5 protein-coding genes and 1 tRNA gene are annotated in these 13,713 nt (G+C 71.0%); 1 reads left to right on the plus strand and 5 read right to left on the minus strand.

Going from position 1 to position 13,713, the window contains the following annotated elements; all coding sequences use genetic code 11:
* Positions 1-94: 94 nt before the first annotated feature.
* The 4 genes from AMK29_RS33035 to AMK29_RS33050 form a co-directional block, all read right to left on the minus strand.
* Positions 95-916, minus strand: a complete 822-nt coding sequence (locus AMK29_RS33035) for a helix-turn-helix domain-containing protein (protein WP_073819745.1) — start codon at positions 914-916, stop codon at positions 95-97.
* A 240-nt stretch (positions 917-1,156) separates the two neighbouring features.
* Positions 1,157-4,003, minus strand: coding sequence for a DNA translocase FtsK (locus AMK29_RS33040; protein WP_073819746.1), 2,847 nt, complete (start codon positions 4,001-4,003; stop codon positions 1,157-1,159).
* 137 nt (positions 4,004-4,140) lie between these two features.
* The gene (locus tag AMK29_RS33045) at positions 4,141-4,815 is read right to left on the minus strand and encodes a response regulator (protein WP_073819747.1); all 675 of its coding nucleotides are present in this window, start codon (positions 4,813-4,815) and stop codon (positions 4,141-4,143) included.
* Positions 4,816-5,111: 296 nt separating this feature from the next.
* Positions 5,112-10,598 (minus strand): HAMP domain-containing protein, encoded by a 5,487-nt coding sequence (locus tag AMK29_RS33050; RefSeq protein ID WP_079197233.1) that lies wholly within the window; start codon positions 10,596-10,598, stop codon positions 5,112-5,114.
* A gap of 269 nt (positions 10,599-10,867) precedes the next feature.
* Between AMK29_RS33050 and AMK29_RS33055 the strand changes: the two genes are divergently transcribed.
* Complete coding sequence (locus AMK29_RS33055) at positions 10,868-13,513, plus strand: SpoIIE family protein phosphatase (protein ID WP_073819748.1); 2,646 nt, start codon at positions 10,868-10,870, stop codon at positions 13,511-13,513.
* A 104-nt stretch (positions 13,514-13,617) separates the two neighbouring features.
* On the opposite strand, the gene AMK29_RS33060 is transcribed toward AMK29_RS33055, so the two are convergent.
* Positions 13,618-13,690: transfer RNA gene (locus AMK29_RS33060), tRNA-Thr, on the minus strand.
* Positions 13,691-13,713 lie beyond the last annotated feature (23 nt).

Below are 13,713 nucleotides of genomic sequence, written 5' to 3' on the forward strand. Positions count from 1 at the left end.
AGACTACTTCGTCCCGGCCGTTCCCCCGTCGCGCAGGGTTCACCTGCGCGACGGAGGTCACACCGAGGTCACGCCGGGGGTCGCCGGACGGGGCTCAGCCCGCCTCGGGGTCACCCTTGGTGTAGGTGAGGCGCTCCACCTGGCCGGATTCGAACTTGTCCTGGAGCTTCTTGCCGTTCACGTGGAGCTCGATCGCTCCGGCGTTGCCGAGGACCAGGTCGATGCGCTCGTCGTCCTGGAAGGTCTTGGACTCGCCCTCGAGGAGGAGGCCGTCGAAGAGCAGCTTGCCGTCGTGGCCCTTGGCCGAGATCCAGCTCTTGTCGTCGACGGCGGAGAGCTTGACGGTGACCTTGTCCCGGGGGACCGCGGCGATCGCGCTCTCGGTGGGCTTCGGGGCGGGCTTGACGGGCTTCGGCTTGGCGGCGGCGGTGGCCTTCTCGGGAGCGGGCGCCGGCCCGCCCTCGGCCGTGGTGCCCCTCGGCGCCTCGTTGCCGTTGAACATCGTGAAGCCGACGAAACCGACGACGGCGACGATGGCCGCGACCATCGCGGCGGTCCAGTTGGGCCGGCGCGGCTCGGGGCGGATACGTTCCGCCTCGAACAGCGGGGCGGCGGGGGTGGGCGCGGGACGGCCGCCGTGCTCGGCGTCGTACTGCTCGATCAGCGGAGCCGGATCGAGACCGACGGCGCGCGCGAGGGTACGGATGTGCCCTCGGGCGTAGACGTCGCCGCCGCAGCGCGAGAAGTCCTCCTCCTCGATCGCCTGCACGATCGGGATCCGGACACGGGTGGAGGCACTGACCTCTTCGACGGTGAGACCGGCGGCGACGCGGGCCTGCTGGAGAGCGAGACCGATCGAGTCCCGGTCGTCTGCCGGGAAGGTCCGGTCGTCTTCGGGGGAGTTGCCGATGGACACGAGAGCGCCTTTCGAGCGTGTAGCCACCTGCTGGACGTTCAGTCTATGGGTGGTACGAAAGGGTGGGGCAACCGGGCGGGTGCTGTTTGTACGCCATGAGGCTGGGACATCCTTCTGTCCCTCCGTCCAACTTGACGTACGGCCAGGGGAAACGGTTGCCCTTCGTTCCCTTACGAGTGAGTCTCGACCCGGTCTCGATCGGGTACCCCGCTCCCCCGCCGCCACTCCTCCCCGTCCCGGCTACGCGCCCGACTCACCCCGGATGACGGCGAGCACGCCGTCCAACTCGTCGGCCTTGACGAGCACGTCGCGCGCCTTCGAGCCCTCGCTCGGCCCGACGATGTTCCGGGACTCCATCAGGTCCATCAGCCGGCCGGCCTTCGCGAAGCCGACGCGCAGCTTCCGCTGGAGCATCGACGTGGAGCCGAACTGGGTGGAGACCACCAGCTCCGCGGCCTGGCAGAGCAGATCGAGGTCGTCGCCGATGTCCTCGTCGATCTCCTTCTTCTGCCGGGTGCCGACGGTGACGTCCTCCCGGAAGACCGGCGTCATCTGGTCCTTGCAGTGCTGCACGACGGCCGCGACCTCGTGCTCGGTGACGAAGGCGCCCTGCATCCGGACGGGCTTGTTGGCGCCCATCGGCAGGAACAGACCGTCACCCTTTCCGATGAGCTTCTCGGCGCCGGGCTGGTCGAGGATGACGCGGCTGTCGGCGAGCGAGGAGGTCGCGAAGGCGAGCCGGGAGGGCACGTTCGCCTTGATGAGACCGGTGACGACGTCCACGGACGGCCGCTGGGTGGCGAGCACCAGGTGGATGCCGGCGGCGCGCGCGAGCTGCGTGATGCGCACGATCGAGTCCTCGACGTCCCGGGGCGCCACCATCATCAGGTCGGCGAGCTCGTCGACGATCACCAGGAGGTACGGGTAGGGGTTGAGCTCCCGCTCGCTGCCCTCGGGCAGCGTGATCTTGCCGTCCCGGATCGCCTGGTTGAAGTCGTCGATGTGCCGGTAGCCGAAGGCGGCCAGGTCGTCGTACCGGAGGTCCATCTCCTTCACCACCCACTGGAGGGCCTCGGCGGCCCGCTTGGGGTTGGTGATGATCGGGGTGATCAGGTGCGGGATGCCCTCGTACGCGGTGAGCTCGACCCGCTTGGGGTCGACCAGGACCATCCGGACGTCCTCGGGGGTCGCTCTTATCATGATCGAGGTGATCAGGCAGTTGATGCAGGAGGACTTGCCGGAGCCGGTGGCCCCGGCCACCAGGACGTGCGGCATCTTCGCCAGGTTGGCCATCTCGTAGCCGCCCTCGACGTTCTTGCCGAGCGCCACCAGCATCGGATGGTCGTCCTCGGCGGCGGCGGCGAGCCGCAGCACGTCGCCGAGGTTGACCATCTCCCGGTCGCTGTTGGGGATCTCGATGCCGACCGCGGACTTGCCGGGGATCGGGGAGATGATCCGTACGTCGGGGGACGCGACGGCGTACGCGATGTTCTTGGTCAGGGCCGTGATCTTCTCGACCTTCACGGCGGGGCCGAGCTCGACCTCGTACCGCGTGACCGTCGGCCCCCGGGTGAAGCCGGTGACGGCCGCGTCGACCTTGAACTCGGTGAAGACGTTGGAGAGCGCGTCCACGACCGCGTCGTTGGCGGCGCTGCGCGTCTTCCCCGGCCCGCCCCGCTCCAGCAGGTCGAGCGAGGGCAGGGAGTACGTGATGTCGCCGGACAGCTGGAGCTGCTCGGCCCGCGGCGGCAGGTCGGTCGGCTCGGGAGCGGGCTTGGTCAGATCGGGTACGCCCCCGCCGGTGCGATCCGGTACGCCCCCGGCGCGCTGGCCCCCGCCCCGCGCCGGCGGTACGGGCGCGGCCGGCGCCCCCCGCTCGGGCGCCTCTGCGCCGGCCGTCTCGGCGGCCGCCGCGGCCGCGGCCTTCCGCTCCGCGGTGACGTCCCTGGTCAGGTCGGCGACGACCGGCGAGGGCGGCATGCCGTTGAGCACCGCGCCGTCGAGCGCGGCGGCCGCCGCGGCCGCGACGTCCACCGGGTCGAGGCCGTGGTCGGCAGCGGGCCGCCCGGCGGGACGGCGTGCCGAACGGCCGCGCCGCTCCAGCATCTCCGCCTCGGCACGGTCCACGTCGTACGGCTCCGCGGGGCCGCCGCCACGACGGCGGACGGGCCGGGCGGGCCGGGGCTCCGGCCGGGCCTCCCGCCACTCCTCGTCGTAGACCTCGCGGTCGTCGGCGTAGGCCTCCGCCGGGTCGTACGCGGGTTCGACGATGCCGAGCCGGGCGCCGAGGGCACGCAGCCGCTGCGGGATCGCGTTGACCGGGGTGGCGGTGACGACGAGCAGCCCGAAGACGGTGAGCAGCACCAGCATCGGTACGGCCAGGACCTCGCCCATCATGAAGACGAGGGGCTGCGACGCGGCCCAGCCGATCAGGCCCCCGGCGTCCTGCATGGCCTCGCTGCCGTCGCCGCGCCCCGGCGAGCCGCAGGCGATGTGGACCTGGCCGAGGACACCGATGACGAGCGCGGAGAGGCCGATGCTGATGCGGCCGTTGGCCTCGGGCTTCTCCGGATAGAGGATCAGCCGCACGCCGATCGCGCCCACCAGCAGCGGTACGAGCAGGTCGAGCCGGCCGAACGACCCGGTGACCAGCATCTCGACGAGGTCACCGACGGGCCCTCGGAGGTTGGACCAGGTTCCGGCGGCGACGATCAGCGCCAGTCCGAGGAGGAGCAGCGCGAGCCCGTCCTTGCGGTGGGCGGGGTCGAGCCCCTTGGCACCACGCCCTATCCCCCGGAACATCGCGCCCACCGCGTGGGCGAGGCCCAGCCAGGCGCCGCGCACGAGCCGGTAGACGCCGCCGGTGGGGGACGGCGCGGGCCGGGGCGGGGCCTTCTTCGCCGCCGTCTTCCGCGCGGGGGCGCGCTTGGCGGCGGCGGCCTTCTTGGCCGGCGCCCTCTTCGCGGGTGGCTTGGCGGGGGACTTCGCGGGAGCCGCTTTCCTCGCGGCGCCCGTCGTACGGCCGGCGCGCGGCTTTGCGGTGCCCGCTGTGCCCTGGGAGCCCTTGCCGGACGTACGTGAAGCCATGATGCCGAGGTTACCGGTGTGAAGACCGGCTGTCCGCCTCACCCGTTCGTGTCGCCCCTGCGGGGGCGCGAAGGTGACGCGGCCTCACGCCGCCGTCTGCCCGACCTCGTCACCGGCGAAACACCGGTGACGGCACGTCAGCCCTGGGCGGGAAGGTTGGACGCGGCGCCCGTCCCGGGCTCCAGCGCGTCCAGGGCCCGCCGCAACCCCGTGAGCTTGCGCTCCAGATGCGCGGCGGTGGCGACGGCCGCGGCGTCGGCGGAGTCGTCGTCGAGCTGCTTCGACAGGGCCTCCGCCTGCTCCTCGACGGCCGCGAGCCGCGCGGAGAGTTCGGCGAGCAGGCCGGCGGACTCCTTGCCGTGACCGCCCTCGCCGCCGCCCTCCAACTGCAGCCGCAGCAGGGCGGCCTGCTCACGCAGCTTGCAGTTCTTCATGTACAGCTCGACGAAGACGGAGACCTTGGCGCGCAGCACCCACGGGTCGAACGGCTTCGAGATGTAGTCGACCGCGCCGGCCGCGTACCCCCGGAAGGTGTGGTGGGGGCCGTGGTTGATGGCGGTGAGGAAGATGATCGGGATGTCCCGGGTCCGCTCGCGCCGCTTGATGTGCGCGGCGGTCTCGAAACCGTCCATCCCCGGCATCTGGACGTCGAGCAGGATGACCGCGAAGTCGTCCGTCAACAGCGCCTTGAGCGCTTCCTCCCCGGACGATGCCCGCACCAGCGTCTGATCGAGCGCGGAGAGAATGGCCTCCAGCGCCAGCAGATTCTCCGGCCGGTCATCGACCAGGAGGATCTTGGCCTTCTGCACCATGCCCCGTCCTCCTCGCCCCGGCAACGGCTCTCCCCGGCTCCCCGAACCGGGGGAAGCACCGGGTGCCGCCCCTGAAGACGACTCCCTGACGCCGTCCGTCCTTGTGCCGGTCATCGTAGCCGCACCCCGCCCGTCGCCACACCCTGTCACCGCGATGTCACTGTGCACATACCCGAAACGCGGTGGGAGACCAGAAGGTTCCCCGTATCCGGCCCTCTCACACCCCTCCGGCGACACCCCGTCAGCGAAGGCCCGGGGGCCCGCGCGGCGCTCCGCGCCGGGCCCCCGGTGCGGAGTCACGCCCCCCGCATCCACTCCTCCATGACCGACAACAGGTGGTCGGGGTCGACCGGCTTGGTCACGTAGTCGGACGCCCCCGACTCGATCGCCTTCTCCCGGTCGCCCTTCATCGCCTTCGCCGTCAGCGCGATGATCGGCAGCCCGGCGAACTGCGGCATGCGCCGGATCGCGGTCGTCGTCGCGTACCCGTCCATCTCCGGCATCATGATGTCCATGAGGACGATCGTCACGTCGTCGTGCTGCTCCAGGACCTCGATGCCCTCCCGCCCGTTCTCCGCGTAGAGCACCGCGAGCCCGTGCTGCTCCAGGACGCTGGTGAGCGCGAAGACGTTGCGGATGTCGTCGTCGACGATGAGCACCTTCTCGCCGGAGAAGCTGAAGGTACGGCGCGGCTCGGCCTCCACCTCCGGTTCCACCCGGTCGGCCCCGGCCTGCGCGCCGGACTGCCCCGGCACGGCCGTCCGCGCCCCGGTCGCCTCCGCCGCCGCCTTCCGCCGGTGCCGGAACAGCGCCCCGGCTCCCGACCGCGCCTCCGTCCGTACGGGCGGCGGCGGGAAGTGCGGGAACGGGTGGACGGCCCCGGCCGCGCCCTCCTCGGCGTCCTGCTGCGGGTCGTCCGCGTCCTGCGACCCCTGCCCGTAGGGGCCCGTCGGCAGCTCCGTCGGGCTCAGCGGCAGGTAGAGCGTGAACGTCGAGCCGCGGCCCGGCTCGCTCGCGGCGAAGATCTCGCCGCCGAGCAGCCGCGCGATCTCCCGGCTGATGGAGAGCCCCAGACCCGTACCGCCGTACTTCCGGCTGGTCGTGCCGTCGGCCTGCTTGAACGCCTCGAAGATGACCCGCATCTTGCTCGCCGCGATCCCGATGCCGGTGTCGGTGACCGAGAACGCGATCAGGTCGGCCTCCGGGTCCCGCAGCGAACCCGCTTCCAGGAGCTGCTCCCGGATCGACTGCGGCACGTCCGCGCCGGACGGCCGGATGACCAGCTCCACCGCGCCCGTGTCGGTGAACTTCACCGCGTTGGACAGGAGGTTGCGCAGCACCTGGAGGAGCCGCTGCTCGTCGGTGTGCAGCGTGGCCGGCAGCTCGGGCGAGACCCGCACCGAGAAGTCGAGCCCCTTCTCCGCGGTGAGCGGCCGGAAGGTCGCCTCCACGTAGTCGACGAGCTGGACCAGCGCGATCCGGGTCGGCGAGACGTCCATCTTGCCCGCCTCGACCTTGGACAGGTCGAGGATGTCGTTGATCAGCTGGAGCAGGTCGGAACCCGCCCCGTGGATGGTCTCCGCGAACTCGACCTGCTTCGGCGTCAGGTTGGTCTCGGCGTTGTCGGCGAGCAACTTGGCCAGGATGAGCAGCGAGTTGAGTGGCGTGCGCAGCTCGTGCGACATGTTGGCGAGGAACTCGGACTTGTACCGCATGGAGACGGCGAGCTGCTCGGCCCGCTCCTCCAGGACCTGCCGGGCCTCCTCGATCTCGGTGTTCTTCACCTCGATGTCGCGGTTCTGACGGGCCAGTAGCTCGGCCTTCTCCTCCAGCTCCAGGTTGGAGCCCTGGAGCTCCTTCTGCCGGTGCTCCAGCTCGGCCGAACGCTCCTTGAGCTGCTCGGTGAGCTCCTGCGACTGCTGGAGCAGCACCTCGGTCTTGGTGTTCACGCTGATGGTGTTGACCGTGGTCGCGATCAGCTCGGCGAGCTGGTTGAGGAAGTCGCGCTGGATCTGCGTGAAGGGCTGGAAGGACGCCAGCTCGATCACACCGAGGACCTTGCCCTCGAAGAGGACCGGAAGGACGATCACATGCGCGGGTGACGCCTCGCCGAGCCCGGAGGAGATCTTCAGATAGCCGGGCGGGACGTTGACCTGGATGGTCCGCTTCTCCTCGGCCGCCGTCCCGATGAGGGTCTCCCCTGGGCGGAACGAGGTCGGCATGGACCCGGCGGAGTACCCGTAACTCCCGCGCATCCGCAGCTCGTACGAGCCGTCTCCCTCGCCGACGAGTTCGGCGTCACCGTGGGCGGAGCTGGTCGGCACCGCCACGAAGAACGCACCGTGCTGCGCCGACACCACCGGGGTCAGCTCGCTCATGATGAGCGAGGCGACGTCGTCCAGGTCCCGCCGGCCCTGCATGAGGCCGGAGATCCGGGCCAGGTTGCCCTTCAGCCAGTCCTGCTCCTCGTTGGCGAGGGTGGTGTCGCGCAGGTTCGCGATCATCGTGTTGATGTTGTCCTGGAGGGCCTGGATCTCGCCCGCCGCGTCGACCCCGTCGATCTTGAGGTTGAGGTCGCCCCGGGTGACCGCCGTGGCGACCGCCGCGATGGCCCGCACCTGCCGGGTCAGGTTCCCCGCCATCTCGTTCACGGACTCGGTCAGGTCCCGCCAGGTGCCGTCGACGTCCCGGACGCGGGCCTGGCCGCCGAGGATGCCCTCCGTACCCACCTCGCGGGCCACGCGCGTGACCTCCTCGGCGAAGTTGGACAGCTGGTCGACCATCGTGTTGATGGTGTTCTTCAGCTCCTGGATCTCACCGCGCGCGTCGATGTCGATCTTCTTGGTGAGGTCGCCCTTGGCGATGGCGGTGGTGACGGCGGCGATCTGCCGCACCTGACCGGTGAGGTTGGACGCCATCGAGTTCACGGACTCGGTGAGGTCCTTCCAGGTGCCCGAGACACCCGGCACCCGGGCCTGGCCGCCCAGTTCGCCCTCCGTACCCACCTCGCGGGCCACCCGCGTGACCTCGTCCGCGAAGGACGACAGGGTCGTCACCATGGTGTTGACGGTCTCGGCGAGCTCGGCGACCTCGCCCCTCGCCTCGACCGTCACCTTCTTCGTCAGGTCACCGTTGGCGACGGCCGCCGAGACCCGGGAGATGTTCCGCACCTGACTGGTCAGGTTGTTGGCCATCAGGTTGACGTTGTCGCTGAGGTCCTTCCAGGTACCGGTCACGCCGCGCACCCGCGCCTGGCCGCCGAGGATGCCCTCCGTACCCACCTCACGGGCCACCCGCGTGACCTCGTCCGCGAAGTTCGACAGCTGGTCGACCATCGTGTTGACGGTCGTCACCAGCTCCAGGATCTCGCCCCGGGCGTCGACCGTGATCTTCTTCGACAGATCGCCCTTGGCGACCGCCGTCGTCACCTCGGCGATGTTCCGCACCTGGATGGTGAGGTTGTTCGCCATGAAGTTCACCGACTGGGTGAGGTCCTTCCAGGTGCCGGAGACACCCTGCACCTCTGCCTGACCGCCCAGGATGCCCTCGGTGCCCACCTCACGGGCCACCCGGGTCACCTGCTCGGCGAAGTTCGACAGCTGGTCCACCATCGTGTTGAGGGTGTTCTTCAGCTCCAGGATCTCGCCGCGCGCGTCCACGTCGATCTTCTGCGACAGGTCACCCCGGGCCACCGCCGTGGCGACCTGCGCGATGTTACGGACCTGGGTGGTGAGGTTCCCGGCCATGCCGTTCACCGAATCCGTCAGATCACGCCACACACCGGCCACACCCGGCACCTGCGCCTGACCGCCCAGTCGGCCGTCCGTACCCACCTCACGGGCCACCCGGGTCACCTGGTCCGCGAAGGCGGAGAGCTGGTCGACCATCGTGTTGATGGTGTTCTTCAGCTCAAGGATCTCGCCGCGCGCGTCCACGTCGATCTTCTGCGACAGGTCACCCCGGGCCACCGCCGTCGTCACCTGCGCGATCTGCCGCACCTGCGAGGTCAGGTTGCCGGCCATGAAGTTCACCGAGTCGGTGAGCTCCCGCCAGCGCCCGGAGACGCCGTCCACCCGCGCCTGCCCGCCCAGCCGGCCCTCGGTGCCCACGTCCCGGGCCATCCGGGTCACCTGGTCCGCGAACGACGACAGCTGCGACACCATCGTGTTGACGGTGTTCTTCAGCTCCAGCATCTCGCCGGCCACGTCCACCGTGACCTTCTGCGACAGGTCACCGTTGGCGACCGCCGTCGTCACCTGCGCGATGTCCCGCACCTGACCCGTCAGGTTGCGGAACGCCGTGTTCACCGAATCGGTCAGGTCCTTCCACGTGCCCGCCGCGCCCGGCACCTCGGCCTGACCGCCGAGGAGACCCTCGACGCCGACCTCACGGGCCACCCGGGTCACCTCGGAACCGAAGGCGGAGAGCTGGTCGACCATCGTGTTGACGGTGTTCTTCAGCTCCAGCATCTCGCCGGCCACGTCCACCGTGACCTTCTGCGACAGGTCACCGTTGGCGACCGCCGTCGTCACCTGCGCGATGTCCCGCACCTGCGTCGTGATGTTCCGGAAGACCGTGTTGACGGAGTCCGTGAGGTCCTTCCACGTCCCCGCCGCGCCCGGCACCTGCGCCTGCCCACCGAGCAGACCCTCGGCACCGACCTCGCCCGACACCCGGGTCACCTCGTCGGCGAACGTCCGCAGCGTCTTGGTCATCTGGTTGATGGTGTCCGCCAGCTGCGCGATCTCCCCGCGCGCCGACACCCGCACCTTCTGCGACAGGTCACCGTTGGCCACCGCCGTCGTCACCTCGGCGATGCCCCGCACCTGATTGGTCAGGTTGCCCGCCATGGTGTTGACGGAGTCCGTGAGGTCCTTCCACACACCGGCGACCCCGGCCACCTCGGCCTGACCGCCGAGCTCACCCTCCGTACCCACCTCACGGGCCACACGGGTCACCTCGGAGGAGAAGGACGACAGCTGGTCCACCATCCGGTTGACGGTGTTCTTCAGCTCCAGCATCTCGCCGGCCACGTTCGCCGTGACCTTCTGCGACAGATCACCGTCCGCGACCGCCGTCGTCACCAGCGCGATGTCCCGCACCTGGGCCGTCAGCCGGTTCGCCATCGTGTTGACCGAGTCCGTGAGGTCCTTCCACGAACCCGACACCCCGCGCACCTGCGCCTGACCGCCCAGCTTGCCGTCGGTCCCCACCTCGACGGCGACCCTGGTCACCTCGGAGGCGAACACCGACAGCTGGTCGACGAGGTTGTTGGCGGTACGCGCGACCTTCAGGAACTCCCCGCGCAGCGGCCGTACGGCCCCGTCGGCACCCTCCGAACGCAGATCCATCCGCTGTTCGAGGTCACCCTCGGCCACCGCCGAGAGCACCCGCCCCACCTCGGACACCGGCCGGGCCAGGTCGTCGACGAGCGCGTTCGCGGCGTCGATCGCCGCCGCCCACGCCCCCTCACTGGCCCCCGCCTCCAGACGCTCGGACAGCTTGCCCTCGCGCCCCACCACCCGGCGGACCCGCGAGAGCTCCCCCGTCACATGCATCTGCCGGTCCGCGACCTCGTTGAACACGGCGGAGATCTCCGCCATGACCCCGTCGCCGGACACCGTGAGCCGCCTGCGGAGATTGCCGTCGCGCATCGACACGAGCGCGCCCAGCAACCGCTCCAGCGCCGCCGCGTCGACCTGCACCGTCCCCCCACGGGAACGCCCGCCCCTCGCGCGCGTGCCACTGCCTCCGCCGCGCCGCGCCGCCGTGCCAGGTTCCACCGTGTCCCTCCCGAAAGGGGTCGACCGTACCGCTCCGGTTCTCACCGGTAGCCTGCCCAGTGTTTCACCGCCACCGAACCAGGCGATAACAGTTCGGCAGCTTCGCACATGCGTCCCTACCCCCGGGGGACGGAATCAGCGTGACCGGCATCCGCTGGGACAGTGAAGGTAAGTAACCTGGCTTCCGGCTGTCCACCCGCCCCGGTCAGCCCGGCGGGGGCGGTGTGGTGCGCGTACGAGCACCGGGCAGCGGGAGGGACAGACCGACCATGGCAGAGCCGGGCGTCGAGACGCGTACGAGGAGTTCAGTGATCACCGCGCGGGCGACTGCGAGTTTCGAGCCCGTAGGGCGGTCCGTCGCCGCCGCCCGAGCCTTCGTCCGGGACACGCTCCAGGGCTGGGGCCACCCCGAGCTCGTCGACGACGCCGTCGTGCTGACCAGCGAGCTCGTCACCAACGCCGTCATCCACGCCGGCACCTCCGCCGAAGTGCTCTGCCTCCGCGCCGACGACAGCATCCGCGTCGAGGTCGCCGACCGCTACCCCGAGCGCGAGATCCCCGTCCAGAGCGGCCGGACCGTCGTCAGCCCCGACCGCGAGAACGGCCGGGGCCTGCTGCTCTGCGCCGCCCTCGCCCACCGCTGGGGCGTCGACTACTCCCCCACCCGCAAGCACGTCTGGTTCCACCTCGACCTCCCCCGGCGCCCGGTCGGCACCCGCTCCGCGGGCCCCGTCCTGCCCGACGTGCTCCTCCCGGTCGCCGACAGCCGCGTCCGCGTCGCCGTCACCCAGATCGACCGCGGCGGAGCCATCACCGCCTGGAACGAGCACGCCGAGGAACTCTTCGGTTACGCCTCCGAGCAGGTCACCGGCAAGCCCCTCGGCGACCTCGCCGCCTGGCCCCACACCCCAGGCATCGGCACCGGCCTCGCCGAGGCCCTCCGTCTCTCCCGCTGGGAGGGCAGCTACGGCATCCGCTGCGCCGACGGCCGTGTCATCCCCGTGTACGCCTCGCACCTCAGGGTCCGCGACGCCCAGGGCGAGCCCTCCACCGTCTGCCTCCTGGTACGCGAGCACGAGCGGGCCGTCCTCCAGACCCCACAGCGCCCCGCCGCCGAGCCGGGCGCCGAGAGCCGCGCCGCCGACCCCTTCGAGGTCTTCATCGGCTCCCCCGCCCCTGACGACCTCGACGGCCTGCTCCAGCGCACGGTCGAACGCGCCCGCGACATGCTCGACGGCGACGCCGCCTTCCTGCTCCTCGCCACCGACGACGAGACGGAACTGGAGGTACGCGCGACCACCGGCCTCCCGGCCGCCCGTCAGCGCTTCGCCCGCGTCCCCGTCGAGACCGGCGCCAGCCGTTACGGCTCCGCCCGCATGCCCGCCGTCCACGAGGACCTGGCCGCCGTCCCCGGTGCCGTCCCGCTCCTCGAAGGCACCGGCATGCGCTCCGTGGTCACCGTCCCGCTCAAGGTCGAGGGCCGGCTCACCGGCTCCCTCGGCGTGGCCGCCGAGAGCGCGAACCGCTACTCGAACGAGGAGGCCCTCCGCCTCCAATTCGCGGCCGACCGCATCGCCCTGGCCGTCGAGTCGGCCCGCCTCGGCGAGCTGGAGCGGCTGCGCCGCGGCTCCCTCAGCTTCCTCGTAGAGGCCTCCGACCTCCTGGCCGGCACCCTCGACCGGGACCAGACGCTGGCCCTGATGGCCCAGATGACGGTCCCGACCCTGGCCACCTGGTGCGCGGTCTACACGATCGCCGACCAGACCTCCGATCCGTACCTCTCCTACGTCCTGCACGAGGACGAGGACCGCATCGACGGCCTCAAGGAACTGCTCTCCTCCATCGCCCCGCCCGACCCGGTGCCGACCCCGGGCGCCCGCGTCTGGACCGCGCCGGGCGACGCCGCCCAGCGGGCCGCGCTCTCCGCCTCGGTCCGCGCCCTCGACCACCCCACGAGCCCGCTGTCCTCCGGCATCGACACCACCCTGGCCACGGCCAGTACGGTCGCCGGCGAGACCGTCGTCCTGCCCCTGGTCGCCCGCAACCGGGTCATCGGCATGCTGACCCTCGGCAGGCCGTCGGAGGACCACTTCCGCCAGGAGATCCTGGAGCTCGCCGAGGACCTCTCGCGCCGGGCCGCCCTGGCCCTGGACAACGCCCGCCTGTACTCGGAGCGGGTGGCGATCAGCCAGTCCCTCCAGCGCAGCCTGCTCCCGCCCGGCCTCCCCGACATCCCGGGCGTCGAGGTGGACGTCATCTACCGCGCGGCCGGCGAGGGCAACGAGGTGGGAGGCGACTTCTACGACCTGTTCCCGATCCGCGACGGCGCGTACGGCTTCGCCATCGGCGACGTCTGCGGTACGGGCCCGGAGGCCGCCGCCGTCACCGGCCTGGCCCGCCACGCCCTGCGCCTCCTGGCCCGCGAGGGCTTCGGCGGCCCGGCCGTCCTGGAGCGCCTCAACGCGGCGATCCTCGACGAGGGCGCCCGCAGCCGGTTCCTGACCCTGCTGTACGGCGAGATGCGCCCGCAGGAGGACGGCTCCGCGATCCTCAAGGTCGTCTGCGCAGGCCATCCCCTCCCGCTGCGGCTGCGTCCGGACGGCACGGTCGAGCCGTCGGCCGAGCCCCAGCCCCTCCTCGGTGTCATGGAGGACCTGGAGCTGTACGAGCAGACCATCACGCTCGACCCGGGTGATGTCCTCCTCTGTGTCACGGACGGCGTGACGGAACGCCGCGAAGGCACCCGCATGCTAGGCGACGACGGCCTGGCGGAGGTCCTCAAGACCTGTACGGGCCTCACGGCCGGCGCGGTCGCTTCCCGGGTCCTCCGCGCGGTGGAGCGCTTCGCCCAGGCCCCGGCCTCCGACGACATGGCCATCCTGGCGATGCGCCTGCGAGAGCCGGACGACCGCTGACAACGCCCCCGGCGATCCCCGCAAGGGGATCCGCCGGGGGCGCTTCTCCTCATCCCGGAAACGCAAAAAGGCCCCCGCCTCAAGGCGGGGGCCTTCTTACTCTGAGCCCTTTAACGGAATCGAACCGTTGACCTTCTCCTTACCATGGAGACGCTCTACCGACTGAGCTAAAAGGGCGGGTGTTCGGCGGCGTCCTACTC

Source organism: Streptomyces sp. CB02261, from assembly GCF_001905665.1.
In the GTDB taxonomy this organism is placed as follows: Bacteria; Actinomycetota; Actinomycetes; order Streptomycetales; family Streptomycetaceae; genus Streptomyces.